This window comes from Bradyrhizobium sp. MI1.11 (assembly GCF_055811255.1).
The window spans coordinates 1-14772 of the sequence record NZ_JBVVPM010000006.1; the positions used below are offsets into that span (position 1 = coordinate 1).

Below are 14772 nucleotides of genomic sequence, written 5' to 3' on the forward strand. Positions count from 1 at the left end.
TGCAAACCGCGGCAGGCCATTCCTCACGGAACAGGTCGAGAATAACTGATCGCGCTATTACAAGGGTGGGCAAAGCGAAGCGTGCCCACCATCGTTCTCCATGAGAGAAATGGTGGGCACGGCGCTTTCGCGCCTTTGCCCACCCTACGGCAGTGTCGCGCCGCTCACTTGAACCAGTGCACCAGCGCGATGCTGATGCCGAGCAGCAGCAGCAGCGACAGCGTTACGGCCGCCGTCACCCGCCCCCCGACATTGGCAAGCACCTTCACATCGACACCCAGGCCTAGCGCAGCCATCGACACCACCGTGAGAAAACCCGTGATCCGCGTGATCGGGGCAACCACCGTGCCCGGCACGATCTCCAGCGAGCGCAATGTCGCCAGCGCAAGGAAGCCGAGGATGAACCACGGGACCAGGCGGAAAAAGCCGACATTGCTCTTCTTGGCGTCGCTGTGCCAGCGCGAGGCGGTCAGCGAGAGGCCGACGACCACCGGCCCGAGCATCAGCACGCGCATCAGCTTGACGAGCGTGCCGATCTGCGTCGAGACGAGTCCCGCCGGCACCGTCGCGGCCAGCACCTGCGGCACGGCATAGACGGTGAGGCCTGCGAGGATACCGTATTGCGTGGCCGATAGCTGCAGCAGCGGAATCAGCAGCGGCAGGCCGAGCACCATCATCACGCCGAGAATCGCGGTGAAGGAGATCGAGGATGCGATCTCGTCATTGTTGGCGCCGATGATCGGCGCCACCGCGGCGATCGCCGAATTGCCGCAGATCGAGTTGCCGCAGGCGATCAGGATCGAGAGCCGCGTCGAGAGACCAAGCAGGCGGCTGATGCCGAAGGAGACGCAGAGCGCGATCACGACGACCGCTGCGATCGAGGCCAACAGCGCGACCCCGGACGCCGCGATAGCAGCAAAGCTGATCGAGGCCCCCAGCAGCATGACGGCGACTTCGAGCAGTTGCTTGGCGCTGAAGGCGATGCCGGACTGCCAGCGCGGCGCGGGCTTCCAGAAGCTGCGCACGGCCATGCCGAGCAAGATCGCCATCACCAGCGCCTCGACATAGGGATGTTCGAAGACGCCCAATTCCGCCCGTTCGAGCAGGGCCGAAACGCCGGCCACGGCGATGCAGAGGAGGATCCCGGGAATCAGCGCGACGATCCGGCCAGTGGCCGTGGTCGGCTTGGCGTCGGCCGGGCTGGATGCTTGATTCTGCGACACAAATCTCTCCCAAGGAGAAGGATTTATACGCAGCGCCATCCGATTGGGAAATAAGTTTTCGACATATCAGGGCTCAGGGAAGTTCTATCCTCAGCCCGGAATAATCTGGCTCTGAAGGTCAGGCGCCCTTTAGAAGATCAGGCGCGCCTTAGAAGATCAGGCTCTTGGCCAGCGAGGCGACGCGGCTGAACCCATCGTAGACGCCGGGCTCGAAGAAGGCCGCACGCGCCAGCACGATGCCGGCAACCAGCGACCAGAACAGGCCGGTGCCAACCCGCAGCAGCAGCTTCGACCCGCGCGAGCGCGGTTGGGTGTCCGTTGCGGACACCAATTGCTCGCCGAAAGGCTCAAACCTGGTGCGTTCCATAGCAGTCAATCCATCAATTTCTGATGGAAATGTCGTCGTTTCGGCCCCAAACAGCAATGGAAGCGATTGGCTTTTTTGCCTCCCGGCGGGGAAACTCCTTCCGCAGGACGGGCACGGGACAATAGTTTTCTTCTTCCGGCCTGGAAAACCGCTGCGCACTTTTCCGGATCATGCTCTATGCCGCCAGCCCGCTCCCCACCGGAGCAAATTCCAGCCCGAGGCTCTCCGCCACCGCCTTGTTGGTGATGCGGCCGCGATGCACATTCAGCCCGCTGCGCAGATGTGGATTTTCCAGCACCGCGGCAAAACCCTTGTTCGCGAGCATCAAGCCGAACGGTAGCGTCGCGTTGTTCAGCGCCTGGCTCGACGTCACCGGCACTGCGCCGGGCATGTTGGCGACGCAATAATGCACAATGCCGTCGACCACATAAGTTGGTTCTGCATGCGTGGTCGGGTGCGAGGTCTCGAAGCAGCCGCCCTGATCGATCGCGACGTCGACCAGCACGGCGCCCGGTCGCATCGATGCCAGCATCGCACGCGTGACGAGCTTGGGCGCACTCGCGCCCGGCACCAGCACCGCGCCGATCACGACGTCGGCAGCGAACACCTCCTCCTCGACTGACTCGATGGTGGAGAAGCGGGTGCGCACGCGCCCTGCAAAGAGGTCATCAAGCTCCCGCAACCTTGGAATGGAGCGGTCGATCACGGTGACCTCGGCGCCAAGGCCCGCGGCCATGCGCGCGGCTTGCGTTCCCACCACGCCGCCGCCGAGCACGACGACCCGCGCCGGCTGCACGCCGGGAACGCCGCCCAGCAGCAGCCCGCGGCCGCCGGCCGAACGCTTGAGCGCGGCGCCGGCGGCCTCGATGGCGAGGCGGCCGGCGACTTCGCTCATCGGCGCAAGCAGGGGGAGGTGACCGGCCGCGTCGGTGACGGTTTCATAGGCTATCGCAGTACAGCCGGAGGCGAGCAAACCCCTGGCCTGTTCGGGATCCGGCGCAAGATGAAGGTAAGTAAACAGGATCTGGCCTTCGCGGAGCTGGGCCCACTCGCTTTTCTGGGGCTCCTTCACCTTCACGATCATGTCGGACTTCGCGAAGATGTCGCGCGCGCTGTCGGCAATGGTGGCCCCTGCCCGCCTATAGACTTCGTCGGATGCGCCGATGCCGCCACCCGCGCCGCTCTCGACGGTCACCTCGTGCCCGGCCGCGACATATTCGCGGACTGCGCCCGGGGTGAGCCCGACGCGATATTCCTGCACTTTGATTTCCTTGGGCACACCGACGCGCATCCCTGGCCTCCTTTTGATTCACCTCATGATCGTAGCGACCTGCCCGGTTTGGTTTCGTGCAAATATCCGCTAGCTTTGCCATCCCTGCGCCGGTTTCCGGCGCGCAAACGCCCTTTCACGCTGGAAACGAAACTTTGGCCCTCGACCGGAAAGATCTCGCAATCCTCGCGGAACTCACGACCAATGCGCGGGCCAGCCACACCGAGCTCGCCAACAAGGTTGGGCTATCAAGCACCGCGCTCGCGCGGCGCCAGAAGGCGCTGGAAGACGACGGCTATATCCAGGACTATCAGGCCACGCTCGACCTCGCGCAGTTCGGCCTTACCACCACGGTGCTGGTCCGCATCGCGTTGGAAAGCCAAAGCGACGAGGCGTTGAAGGCGTTCGAGGCGGAAGTGGTGAAATGCCCGTCCGTCGTGCGCTGCTTCCTGATGTCGGGGACCGACGACTACATCCTGATTGTGCTCGCCCGCGACATCCAGGATTTTGAGCGCATCCACCGCATGGAGCTGTCGCGCCTGCCGCGCGTCGCGCGGGTACAATCGAGCTTCGCGCTGCGCGAGGTCGTCAACCGCGCCGTGCCGAATGTGGTGTTCGGCGAAGCGAAGCGCTGATCGCAACCTCTCGGAAAGGCGAACTACCGGCAAGGGAATCAAAAGGAACCAACCGGTCGGTGGTCCGTTGGGCGCTATTGGCCGGCGGAGGCGTGCCCCCGCGTCAACACGGCTGACGTCCGGCACGGTCGCCGTCGCAGGGAGCAGGACATGGGCGATGTCACGCATCAAATTTCCGAACGCATTCCGATCCATTTTGTCGTCAACGGCGTCAGTCACACGCTCGATCTCGTGCCATGGACCACGCTGCTCGATGCCTTGCGCGACCATCTTGCGCTGAGCGGCACCAAGAAGGGCTGCGACCATGGTCAGTGCGGCGCCTGCACGGTGCTGGTGGACGGCCGGCGAATCAATTCCTGCCTCACGCTCGCCGTCATGAAGGACGGCGCGAAGATCACGACCATCGAAGGCCTTGCCAACGACGGCGCGCTGCATCCACTGCAACAGGCGTTTATCGACCATGACGCCTTCCAGTGCGGCTATTGCACGCCGGGACAGATATGTTCGGCGGCCGGACTGCTCGTCGAAGGCCGTGCCAAAGATACCGACGAGATCCGGGAGTTGATGAGCGGAAACCTCTGCCGCTGCGGCGCCTATCCGAACATCGTCGCCGCCATCCAGCAGGCAATGGGCCAGCCATGAACAACTTCCAATACGCCCGAGCCAATGATGTCGCCGACGCGATTCGCCTGCTCGCCGCCGATCCCAGCGCAAAACTCATTGCCGGCGGCACAAATCTGATCGACCTGATGAAAGAGAATGTCGAGCGCCCCTCCCGGCTGATCGACATTTCCCGCCTGCCGCTGCGCAAGGTCGAGGAGACGTCCGACGGGTCCCTGCGCATCGGCGCGCTGGTGCCGAACTCGGACCTCGCCTACCACCCACTGATCGAGCAGCGCTATCCCCTGCTCGCCAGCGCCATTCTGGCCGGCGCATCGGCGCAATTGCGCAACATGGCCTCCGTCGGCGGCAATCTGATGCAGCGAACGCGCTGTGCCTATTTCTATGACACGGCCACGCCCTGCAACAAACGACATCCCGGCAGCGGCTGCTCGGCGATGGACGGCCTCAACCGCAACCATGCGATCCTGGGTACGAGCGCCGCCTGCATCGCGACCAATCCATCCGACATGAGCGTGGCGCTGGCCGCGCTCGATGCGCGCGTGCACATCGCAGGTCCCTCCGGCGAACGCAACATCGCGCTGACCGATTTCCATCGGCTGCCCGGCGACAAGCCTCATGTGGATACCAATCTCGGCACCGGCGAGATCATCACGGCGATCGAGCTGCCGCAGCGCGGCTTTGCTCAAAACTACAGCTACCTCAAAATTCGCGACCGCATGTCCTATGCTTTTGCTCTGGTCTCGGTTGCCGCCGCGCTCGAATTGGAGGGCAACGCAATCAGCGGGGCACGCGTGGCGCTCGGCGGCGTGGCTCACAAGCCCTGGCGCAGCCTCGAAGCCGAAGCTGCGTTGCGCGGTCAGGCCGCGACGCCCGATCACTTCTCGCACGCCGCGGATCTCTTGCTCCAGGGAGCAACGGCCCGCTCACATAACGGCTTCAAGGTCGAGCTCGCACGCCGCGCCATCGTGCGGACGCTGACACAGGCGGCGAACGCCACACCGCAATCCCAGGCTCACAAGAAGATCGCGTGAGGACCCTATGAACGCTTATGTCGGAACGCCAACGTCGCGTGTCGACGGCCGAGCCAAGGTCACCGGGGCCGCCAAATACGCCGGCGAATTTCCGGCGGACGGGCTCCTCCATGGCTTCGTGGTCGAGGCCACCATTCCATGCGGGCGCATTGCCCGCCTCGACACCAGTACGGCACTCCAGGTCGAAGGCGTACTCGACGTGCTCACGCATGCGAACCGTCCGCCACTGGCCGACAAGGACGATTCGTGGAAGGACGAAGTAGCGCCCGAGGAAGGCTCGCCTTTCCGTCCGCTTTATGATGACACGATCAAGTTCAATGGCCAGCCGATTGCGTTGGTCGTGGCGGAGGACTGGGAAACCGCGAAATTTGCCGCGACTCTCGTGCGGGTCGAATATGAGCAGCATGGTTTTGCGACCGACCTCGAAGGCGAGCGCAGCAACGCTGCCGAGAAGGACAAGCCGCACAAGCCGCGGGGCGACGCCGTAGCGGCTCTTGCGGGAGCTTATGTGCGCCACGAGGCGGACTACGTGATACCGACCGAGCATCACAATCCGATGGAGCTCTATGCGACTACGGCGGTCTGGGACAGCAATGGCAAGCTCACGATCTACGACAAGACTCAAGGCGTCCAGAACGTCCACAAATTTCTCTGCGGGGTGTTCGACAAGAAACCGGATGACATTCGCGTGGTCTCGCCATACGTCGGCGGCGCCTTCGGCTCCGGCTTGCGGCCGCAATATCAGGTGGTGTTGGCAACGCTCGGCGCGCTCGCGCTGAAGCGGTCCATTCGCGTCGTGCTGACGCGGCAGCAGATGTACGGGCTCGGATACCGGCCGATGACCATCGAGCGCGTCGCGCTCGGCGCAAAATCGGATGGTACGCTCGACGCCGTTACGCACGCGGCCATTGCCGTCACCTCGCGCTACGAGGATTTTGCGCGCAACGATACCGGCTGGGCCGAACAGCTCTACAAGAGTCCGAACAGCCGCTTCGCGCACAAGCTGGTTCACCTTGACGTCTCCACGCCTTGCGATATGCGCGCACCGGGCGCGGCGTCGGGCGTCTGCGCGCTCGAATGCGCCATGGACGAGCTCGCCGTCGCGCTCAAGCTCGACCCGGTCGAACTGCGGCTGAAGTGCTACTCGGATCGCGACCAGAGCGAAAACCTGCCCTACACCAGCAAGCAGTTGCGCGAATGCTACGCGCGCGGCGCGGACGCCTTCGGCTGGAGCAGACGCAATCCTGTGCCGCGCTCGATGCGCGACGGCAAGGAGCTGGTCGGCTGGGGCATGGCGACGGGTGTGTGGGAAGCACTGCAGATGCCGGTCGCCGTCCGTATCGCGCTGACGTCGAACGGACATGCCGAGGTGTCATGTGCCGCATCGGACATCGGCACCGGCACCTACACCATTGTCGCTCAGGTCGCAGCCGACGCACTCGGCCTGCCAATCGAGAACATCAGCGTCAGGCTCGCAGATTCCAGTCTGCCGCAGGCGCCTGTCGAGGGCGGCTCCTGGATGGCCGCCTCGAGCGCACATGCGGTGCTCGCAGCCGCCGAGGAAGTGCGCAAGGAGCTGTTAGCTCTGGCCGGGAAGATGCCAGGCTCGCCGGTCGCCGGCGCCGAGCTTGTCGATACGGTGCTGACCGACGGCAGCATTGCCAGCGCCAGCGACAACAGCCGCGCAGTCTCGATCGCCGACGCGATGCGCCATGGCGGCGTCGAGCGCATCGAGAAGGAGAAGCTCAACCAGTTCGGTGAGGACAAGAAACACGCGCGCAACACCCATTCGGCCGTCTTCGCCGAGGTCAAGGTGGACGAAGAGCTAAACGTCATTCGCGTGACGCGGGTCGTGAGCGCCGTTGCGGCCGGGCGGATTCTGAACACCAAGACCGGCCGCAGCCAGATCATGGGCGGCGTGGTCTGGGGGATCGGGATGGCGCTCCATGAGGAGACGGTGATGGATCATCGCTTCGGTCGGATCATGAACGCGAACATCGCCGAGTACCACATTCCCGTGAATGCGGATGTTCACGACATCGACGTGATCTTCGTCGACGAGCCGGACGCGCACATCAACGGGCTCGGCATCAAGGGCATTGGCGAGATCGGCATCGTCGGCGTCCCGGCGGCGATCGCAAACGCCGTCTATCACGCCACCGGCAAACGCATCCGCCGCTTCCCGATCACATTGGACAAGCTGCTGGACTGAGCCGATGGTCATCCGACCCGGCCCGCTCGGGATCGCGCTCCCTGTCATCCAGCTGTCATCAAATGTGTCGAGACCTGTCGGTCTCGCACATTCGGGACATGACATGGACTATTTCAAGCGCTTCAACTTCCTGTTCGCCGCACCTGTGTTCGACGCCGACGACCTCGAAGGTGTCCGCTTCAACCAGATCATCGAGGAGATCCAGCGTTCCGGCTTCGAGGTCGTTCGCGCCCGCAAGCTGGAGGACGCGGAGATGGCGGTGCAGACCGATGCCGCAATCGGCTGCATGGTGGTGGACTGGGGCAAGAAGGGCCTGGAGGGCAAGACCTCGGCGCTGATCAATTTGATGCGGCGGCGCGGCCTCGATTTCCCGATCATCCTCCTGATCCGGCGCAAGCGGTTCGAGGATCTGCCGGTCGAGGTGCTCGACTTCATCGACGGTTATGTCTTCCTGTCCGAGGAGACACCGACCTTCATCGCCAAGAACCTGATCAGCCGTCTGAAGCAATATGCGGAGACGCTGAAGACGCCCTTCTTCGGCGCGCTGGTCGATTATGCCGAAGAGGGCAACCAGCTCTGGACCTGTCCAGGCCACAATGGCGGCGTGTTCTACAACCGCAGCCCGATCGGGCGGGTGTTCGTCGAACATCTCGGCGAGTCCGTGTTCCGCGACGACCTCGACAATTCCGTGCTCGACCTCGGCGACCTCCTCACCCACGAAGGTCCCGCGCTAAGGGCGCAGAAGGAAGCCGCCCAGATTTTTGGCGCGGAAAAGACCTATTTCGTGCTCAACGGAACCTCGACATCGAACAAGATCGCGCTCGGCGCTCTCGTCACCGACGGCGATCTCGTGCTGTTCGACCGCAACAATCACAAAGCCGCTCATCATGGCGCGCTGATGATCAATGGCGGCGTTCCGGTCTACGTGCCGACCATCCGCAACGCCTGGGGCCTGATGGCCCGATGCGCTGGGACATGCTCGACGAGAAAACCTTGCGCGAGACGATCCGCAATCATCCCTTGGTGACGGACAAGGACGCCTGGCGCAAGGAGCGGCCGTTCCGCGTCGCCGTGGTCGAGCAGTGCACCTATGACGGCACCATTCACAGCGCCGAGATGATCTTGAAGCGCATCGGCCATCTCTGCGAGCACATCCTGTTCGACGAGGCTTGGGCCGGCTTCATGAAATTCCACCCGCTCTATGCCGGCCGCTTCGCCATGGGGCTGACCAACCTTCCCCCCGAGGCTCCCGGCATCATCGCGACGCAGTCGACCCACAAGCAGCTCGCGAGCTTCTCGCAGGCATCCCAGATCCACATCAAGGATCGTCACATCCGCGGCCAGAAACGGCGCGTCGAGCACCGCCGCTTCAACGAAAGTTTCATGCAGCACGCTTCCACGTCGCCATTCTACCCGCTGTTCGCCTCGCTCGACGTCGGCGCACAGATGATGAAGGGCCGCTCCGGCGAAGTGTTGTGGGACGACACGATCCGGCTCGGCATCGAGTTGCGCAATAAAATCCGCGCGATGCGCCGGGAGTTCGAGGAGAAGGAGCAGACTCCGGACCGCCGCTGGTTCTTCGAACCCTTCGTCCCCGACCGCGTCGCAATTCCCGACGTCAGCCGCGCCGGCGCCGCCCACAACGTCGCCTGGGAAACACTCTCCACCGACGAACTCGCCACCAACCCTGCGCTGTGGCAGCTCTCCCCCGACAGCGCCTGGCATGGCTTCCCTGGCCTCAGCGAGGGCTTTGCCATGACCGATCCGAACAAGCTGACGCTGCTCACGCCCGGCTTCGATCGCATCACCGGCGCCTATGTCGAGCACGGCATCCCCGCGCCGGTCGTCGCGCAATATTTGCGAGAGAACCGCATCGTCCCCGAGAAGAACGACCTCAACTCCCTGCTCTTCCTGCTCACTCCGGGCGTCGAAGCAAGCAAGGCGGGCACGCTGATCTCCGGTCTCGTCGCATTCAAGCGGCTGCACGACGACAATGCGCTGCTGGCCGACGCCATCCCGGAGTTCTGCCAGCGACGGCAGGCGCGCTATGCCGGCGTGCGGCTGCGCGATCTCTGCGGCGATATGCACCGTTTCTTCCGTGCCGCCGACGTCAGCGCACTCCAGGCCCGGCAGTTCATGCCCGAGCACATGCCTGACATCGCGATGTCGCCCCGCGATGCCGCGCGCTACCTGTTCCGCAACGATGTCGACTATCTGCCGATCGAGGCGATCACGGGCCGCATCGCCACCACGCCCTTCGTGGTCTATCCGCCCGGCATCGCAACCATCGTGCCCGGCGAGCGGCTGACGGAACGGGCCAAGCCCATGCTGGATTATCTCAAGATGTTCGAGACCTGCTTCAACACGTTCCCGGGCTTCGATGTGGAAATCCAGGGCGTCTACAAGGAGATCGATGCGCAGGGGCGCATCGGGCTCTATACTTACGTCGTTGCCGGGTAGGTGCCGATGAACGAAACTGCGATTGCGCGCCCGGATGACGGGCCAGTCGTGGTCCGGCCCTCACGCGAGAGCGACGTCGATGCGATGCTGGCGATCTACCGCCATCACGTCCGCAACGGCGTGCCGCGCGATGTCGAGGGAACCGGTGCGCCCGAGCCGGACGATCTGCGCGATCGGCGCAAGAACCTGAAGCAGACCCGCCTGCCGCATCTGGTCGCGACCTTTCGTGGTGAAGTCGTGGGATATGCCTATGCGGTACTGTTCCGCAAGCGTCCAGCTTATCGCTACGCCGCCAAGCATTCGATCTATGTGCACCACGACCATCTCGGCCGCGGAGTCGGACGGCTATTGCTGCAGGAGTTGATCGACGCGTGTGCGGCGGCCGGCTTCCGCCAGATGATCGGCTATATCGATGCCGACAATGCCCCCTCGCTGGCGCTGCACGAGAAGTTCGGTTTCGCGCGCGCCGGCCTGCTCTGCGGTGTCGCCTATCGCAACGGTCACTGGTCCGACACCGTCATGGTACAGCGCTCGCTCGGTGCGGGCGTCACCGCGCCGCCGCCCGTCACGGCGCCCGGCCGCTAGGCCCTCACGACGGAAAGTCAGCCGGTCTGACCTGGATGCGGTCGGCATGCAAGGACCAGTGGTGCAGTGCCTGGTCCTCGCAAAACCTCGCCTTCGCCCGCTCTCTGGCTTCGTTCTCGTCGGAAGCGTCGATCTCGAGCGTGCCCTGGCACACCTCGATCTGCCGGCCGTACTGGCCGAGCACGTCCTTCATGAACCTGACCACATAAGTTGACATGGGACCTCCTGCCTGCCCCGGCGGCGCTCACTCTAATCCCATTTAGCCGGATTGCGGGAGGGAGATTTTGATGCGGATCAAGGTCGGGGCGCGGTTCCCGCCCGCCGACAGTCGTCGGCTCAATCCGTCAACCACCCTCGCCCTGCCTAGGGGCCTGCGGAAGGCGCGCGCGACACGAGCGCCCGCGCCGACATCACGTCGTGATGTCGAGTAGCGACTCTGTCGTTTCTGAATAGGCCTGAATGACCTTCGCATTGGCAATGAAGCTGTACTTCGCGGTCGCCAGTTGAACGAATTCGCTGGCGAGATCGACATTCGGCGCGGCGACCAGGCCGTCCTGGTTTGCGAAGGGGGCGCTTGGGTCGGATTGTGCGGTAAAGCTCGGCGAAACCGCCGACACGGTCGTGAACGTACCGCCCGGCGTCGAGCCGCTCGATTGGTCGACCTGATCGACTCGCAACGGCACATAAGCCGCGGGAAACGTCGGACTAATGCTCGAACTGACCGCACTGGCCGATGTGCTCGATCCGCCTGACGCAGGTAGCGGGCCTGTCGTGCGAATGTTGGCGATATTGCTCGCGGCCACGTTCACACGCAAACTCGCCGCGGAAAGTCCGGATGTCGCAATCGAAAATATGCTCATGAACCCTGATCTACAGGACAAGTCATACGTGTTCACTCACGCCATCAGTAAAATCCGCCGCTTTCTGTTTTCATCCTCGTAACCAGCGATCGGAGCACGATCAGACTTCGCGCGCCCTACGCCGGCATCACACCAAACGCCTGCTTGAACCGCTCCGCATAGCGCGGCCAGACCTCGGGATTGATGATGCGCGGCGGGCGCTTACCGTCGAGCGTATCCAGCACCTGCTCGGCGGCGATGCGGCCCATGTTCTGGCGCGCCTCGATCGTGACGCCGGCCGTATGCGGGCTCGCCAGCACGTTGTCGAGCTGGAGCAGCGGATGCTCCGGCGGCGGCGGCTCCTTCGACCAGACGTCGAGACCGGCGCCCGCAATGCGCTTGTCACGCAACGCCTGGAGCAGCGCATCCTCATCGTGGATGAAGCCACGCGCCGTGGTGATAAAGTACGCATGCGGCTGCATCAACCCAAACTCGCGCACGCTGATCATATTGCGGCTGCCCTTGTCGAGCGGACAGGAGATCGAGACGAAGTCGGCGCGGCGCAAGAGCTCGTCGAGCTCGACCTTCTCGCCGCCCCGCTCGGCCATCATTTCGGCCGTCAGGTACGGATCGTAGGCCAGCACCTTCATGCCGAACAGGCCCTTGCACAGCGCGGCGATGCGGCGACCGACATTGCCGAGGCCGATGATGCCGACGGTCTTGTGCTCGATCTCGTTGCCGACGAGTTCGTTGCGGTTGACGTTGGACTCCCTGCGGAGCTTGCGGTCGGACTGGATGATGCGCTTGGACAGCGTCAGCATCATCGCCAGCGCATGCTCGGCGACGGAATGGGCGTTGCCGCCGGACTGGTTGACGACCAGCACGCCGGCATCGGTGCAGGCCTCGACGTCAACAGGATCGAATCCAGCGCCGTTGCTGGAGACGAGCAGCAGGTTCGGCGCGCGCTTCAGGAAGGCAGCATCGACATGGAAATGCGGGGCCAGTTCGTCACGGGCGGCGCCGATCTGGTAGACATGAGCCGCTTCGATGATCGGCGCGAAATATTCCTCGGGGCTCTCGTTCTCGATGCGATCGAGCCGGACGTCGGGCCGCGCCTTCAGAATGTCGATATAGATCGGATTGGCCAGATATTTAACGTAGAAGACGCGCTTGCTGTTGACGGACATCAGGACCCTTCCGGCTTTCTCCAGGAGATCCGCAGGGCCAGCGCGGCGCGCGATCCTTTCATACGTTCCTCCGTTCTCTTGTTATTGCCGCTTATGACACGGCGGCACCGGCCGCGGCAGGCCGTCTGGCGCAGATCACGGTGCAGCCCGGACATGTTGACAATCCCGCTGCCTGCGTCAAGTTCGGCAGACCGCCGCGACGGCCAAGACGATGGCCACGACAAAGGCAAAAGACCAAGAAGCATGCGCGGCCGAAGGGAGAACGCAATGCCGATTGCGGAGCAACAGACCTCGTCCGAGGCGGCGCAGACCTCCAGCGACAAGAGCTGGCACGGCATCGTCCTGCAAACGCTGAAGCGGAACGAGATCAGCCTCGTCCCTTACGTGCCCGACCGCGTGCTGACGCCGCTGATCAAGAACCTGCACGCCGATCCGTTCTTCACCACCTTTGCCACCGCCCGCGAGGAGGAGGCCGTCGGCATCGTCTCGGGCGCCTGGATGGGCGGACGACGGGGCGCGGTGTTGATGCAGACCTCGGGGTTTGCGACGCTCGCCAACGTGCTGGCCTCGCTTGCGGTGCCCTACCAGATTCCGCTGATCATGTTCGTGTCTGAGCGCGGCACGCTCGGCGAATTCAATTACGGCCAGTCACTGGTCTGCCGCACCATGCGTCCGGTGCTGGATTCCCTGGCGCTGGAGCATCACACCATCACTCGGCTCGACGAGCTCGAATTCATTGCCGACCGTTCGATCAAGCAGGCCATCACGACGCAGGCGCCAGTCGCGCTGATCCTCAACCCGCTGCTCACGGGCGGCAAGGTGTTCGACAAGTGAGGACGGCCAAATGAAGACAGACGCGCGCAACACCAAAGTGATGAGCCGCTTCGACGTCACCTCGCGCCTGATCGCGAAACTCGAGCACGAGGAAGCCGTGATCGGCGGCATCGGCAACACCAATTTCGACCTCTGGGCCGCCGGCCACCGTCCGCAGAATTTCTACATGCTCGGCAGCATGGGCCTCGCCTTCCCGATCGCGCTGGGCGTGGCGCTGGCGCAACCGGACCGGCGCGTCTTTGCGCTCGAAGGCGATGGTTCGCTCCTGATGCAGCTCGGCGCGCTCTCGACGATCGCGGCGTTGAAGCCGAAAAATCTCGTCATGATCGTGATGGACAACGGCATCTACCAGATCACCGGCGCGCAGCCGACACCGGCCGCGAACGTAGCTGACATCGTCGCCATCGCGACCGGCTCCGGGCTTGCCAACAGCGCCTGGGCCGCGGACGAGGAGGATTTCGAGCGTCTGGTCGAGGAAGCCATGTCGGCTGGCGAGCCCAGCCTGATCGCCGTTCGTATCGATGACAAGCCCGGCGTCGGCGCCACCCGACGCGATCCCGTACAAATCCGGGAACGCTTCATGCACGGCCTGGGCGTGCGCGAGCCGCTTTAACGTTTCGTCATTAACTACACGGCGATCTGATCCCGGCGCCTCGGCAAGCTGCTGCAATCCGTGCTAAGCGGTGCGGATGTCCATTTTGGTTCGCTCCTCTGCCTGGCTGCTTGCCGCCGCCGTCGCCTTTGCAACCCTCGGTCCGCCCGGCCTGCGGCCCCATTCCGACCTTGGCCAGGACGGCGAACATGCCCTTGCCTTCGTCCTGGTGGGACTAGCCTTCGGCTTCGCCTATCCGCGCCGCCGCCTGTCGGCGACAGCCATCGCCGTGGTGCTGATCGGCCTGCTCGAACTGATGCAATTCTGGGCACCGGGACGACATCCGCGGCTGGAGGACTTTCTGGTCGATGCCGGCACCACCTGCATCGGCTTCGCGCTGGCGGCCATCGCCGATTGGGCCATGACGCGGTTTCGCGTAAATTCGGCCCTCTCGAGTCAAGGCCCCGCGGAGTGACGCTCCGCAGGGCCCGTCTCTTCAAAGCTCACGCTCCGATCGATCAGTCGATGATCTTGACGACGCGGCGCGTTCGCGGCTCCACGATCACGCGGCGGTCGTTTACGACCGCATAGCGATATTCGGTGTAGTTCGGCACGGGCCGCAGCACCACGGTCGGCGGCAGCGGCTCGCCGACCACGACGCGCTCGTGGACCACAACCGAATCATCACGCGGAATTCCGCCGAGGATCGCATTCGGGATTTCCAGACCAGCGCCGACCGCCGCCCCGACGGTACCACCGACCATCGCTCCGACCGGGCCGCCGATGTCGCCGCCCGCGCGTGCGCCGTTCCTGGCGCCCTCTTCGGTCGTCGACTGAGCAAAGGCCGCACTCGACGCCAGCAGCGACGCGGCAGCCAACGAAATCGCAAGACGGGTTTTCATGTGCTTATGTC

At 64.0% G+C, this 14772-nt stretch carries 16 protein-coding genes and 1 pseudogene; 10 read left to right on the plus strand and 7 right to left on the minus strand.

The window, feature by feature from the left end:
* Window positions 1–164 precede the first annotated feature (164 nt).
* From AC0L30_RS07930 to ald, 3 genes are all read right to left on the minus strand, one after another.
* Window positions 165–1223, minus strand: coding sequence for a YeiH family protein (locus AC0L30_RS07930; RefSeq protein WP_354164478.1), 1059 nt, complete (start codon window positions 1221–1223; stop codon window positions 165–167).
* Between the two features lie 148 nt (window positions 1224–1371).
* The gene (locus AC0L30_RS07935) at window positions 1372–1590 is read right to left on the minus strand and encodes a hypothetical protein (RefSeq protein ID WP_007593267.1); all 219 of its coding nucleotides are present in this window, start codon (window positions 1588–1590) and stop codon (window positions 1372–1374) included.
* Between the two features lie 175 nt (window positions 1591–1765).
* Window positions 1766–2881, minus strand: coding sequence for an alanine dehydrogenase (gene ald / locus AC0L30_RS07940; RefSeq protein WP_473365737.1), 1116 nt, complete (start codon window positions 2879–2881; stop codon window positions 1766–1768).
* Between the two features lie 134 nt (window positions 2882–3015).
* Between ald and AC0L30_RS07945 the strand changes: the two genes are divergently transcribed.
* The 6 genes and pseudogenes from AC0L30_RS07945 (at window position 3016) to AC0L30_RS07970 (ending at window position 10407) form a co-directional block, all read left to right on the plus strand.
* Window positions 3016–3495: an Lrp/AsnC family transcriptional regulator gene (locus tag AC0L30_RS07945; protein ID WP_007593271.1), complete on the plus strand. Its 480-nt coding sequence runs from the start codon at window positions 3016–3018 to the stop codon at window positions 3493–3495.
* A 150-nt stretch (window positions 3496–3645) separates the two neighbouring features.
* A complete protein-coding gene (locus tag AC0L30_RS07950; RefSeq protein WP_473404109.1) occupies window positions 3646–4137 on the plus strand; it encodes a (2Fe-2S)-binding protein in 492 nt (163 codons plus the stop codon).
* Complete coding sequence (locus tag AC0L30_RS07955; protein WP_473404110.1) at window positions 4134–5150, plus strand: FAD binding domain-containing protein; 1017 nt, start codon at window positions 4134–4136, stop codon at window positions 5148–5150. Before AC0L30_RS07950 ends, AC0L30_RS07955 begins: the two co-directional genes overlap by 4 nt.
* Window positions 5151–5157: 7 nt before the next feature.
* On the plus strand, window positions 5158–7362 hold the full coding sequence (locus AC0L30_RS07960; protein ID WP_473404111.1) for a xanthine dehydrogenase family protein molybdopterin-binding subunit: 2205 nt from the start codon (window positions 5158–5160) through the stop codon (window positions 7360–7362).
* 103 nt (window positions 7363–7465) lie between these two features.
* Window positions 7466–9822: pseudogene (locus AC0L30_RS07965) on the plus strand (Orn/Lys/Arg family decarboxylase).
* Between the two features lie 6 nt (window positions 9823–9828).
* Window positions 9829–10407, plus strand: a complete 579-nt coding sequence (locus tag AC0L30_RS07970; RefSeq protein ID WP_007593282.1) for a GNAT family N-acetyltransferase — start codon at window positions 9829–9831, stop codon at window positions 10405–10407.
* A 4-nt stretch (window positions 10408–10411) separates the two neighbouring features.
* Here the strand turns inward: AC0L30_RS07970 and AC0L30_RS07975 are convergent, their stop codons facing one another.
* Both AC0L30_RS07975 and AC0L30_RS07980 read right to left on the minus strand, forming a co-directional pair.
* Window positions 10412–10624 (minus strand): hypothetical protein, encoded by a 213-nt coding sequence (locus tag AC0L30_RS07975; protein ID WP_007593289.1) that lies wholly within the window; start codon window positions 10622–10624, stop codon window positions 10412–10414.
* Window positions 10625–10817: 193 nt separating this feature from the next.
* Window positions 10818–11216, minus strand: coding sequence for a flagellar basal body rod protein FlgC (locus tag AC0L30_RS07980; RefSeq protein ID WP_354201307.1), 399 nt, complete (start codon window positions 11214–11216; stop codon window positions 10818–10820).
* Between AC0L30_RS07980 and AC0L30_RS07985 the strand changes: the two genes are divergently transcribed.
* Entirely contained in the window at window positions 11116–11349 is a 234-nt protein-coding gene (locus tag AC0L30_RS07985; protein WP_354201310.1) for a hypothetical protein, read from the plus strand. The genes AC0L30_RS07980 and AC0L30_RS07985 overlap by 101 nt on opposite strands.
* A 34-nt stretch (window positions 11350–11383) precedes the next feature.
* On the opposite strand, the gene AC0L30_RS07990 is transcribed toward AC0L30_RS07985, so the two are convergent.
* The gene (locus AC0L30_RS07990) at window positions 11384–12433 is read right to left on the minus strand and encodes a hydroxyacid dehydrogenase (protein WP_354164458.1); all 1050 of its coding nucleotides are present in this window, start codon (window positions 12431–12433) and stop codon (window positions 11384–11386) included.
* A 267-nt stretch (window positions 12434–12700) separates the two neighbouring features.
* Here AC0L30_RS07990 and AC0L30_RS07995 point away from each other — a divergent pair, with 267 nt between their 5' ends.
* From AC0L30_RS07995 to AC0L30_RS08005, 3 genes are all read left to right on the plus strand, one after another.
* Complete coding sequence (locus tag AC0L30_RS07995) at window positions 12701–13267, plus strand: thiamine pyrophosphate-binding protein (protein ID WP_007593293.1); 567 nt, start codon at window positions 12701–12703, stop codon at window positions 13265–13267.
* A gap of 10 nt (window positions 13268–13277) precedes the next feature.
* On the plus strand, window positions 13278–13880 hold the full coding sequence (locus tag AC0L30_RS08000; protein WP_007593294.1) for a thiamine pyrophosphate-dependent enzyme: 603 nt from the start codon (window positions 13278–13280) through the stop codon (window positions 13878–13880).
* Between the two features lie 76 nt (window positions 13881–13956).
* Window positions 13957–14334 carry a VanZ family protein gene (locus tag AC0L30_RS08005; RefSeq protein ID WP_354127494.1) on the plus strand — a complete coding sequence of 126 codons (378 nt, stop codon included), beginning with the start codon at window positions 13957–13959 and terminating at the stop codon, window positions 14332–14334.
* Window positions 14335–14377: 43 nt separating this feature from the next.
* Here the strand turns inward: AC0L30_RS08005 and AC0L30_RS08010 are convergent, their stop codons facing one another.
* On the minus strand, window positions 14378–14761 hold the full coding sequence (locus tag AC0L30_RS08010; protein WP_007593296.1) for a DUF1236 domain-containing protein: 384 nt from the start codon (window positions 14759–14761) through the stop codon (window positions 14378–14380).
* Window positions 14762–14772 lie beyond the last annotated feature (11 nt).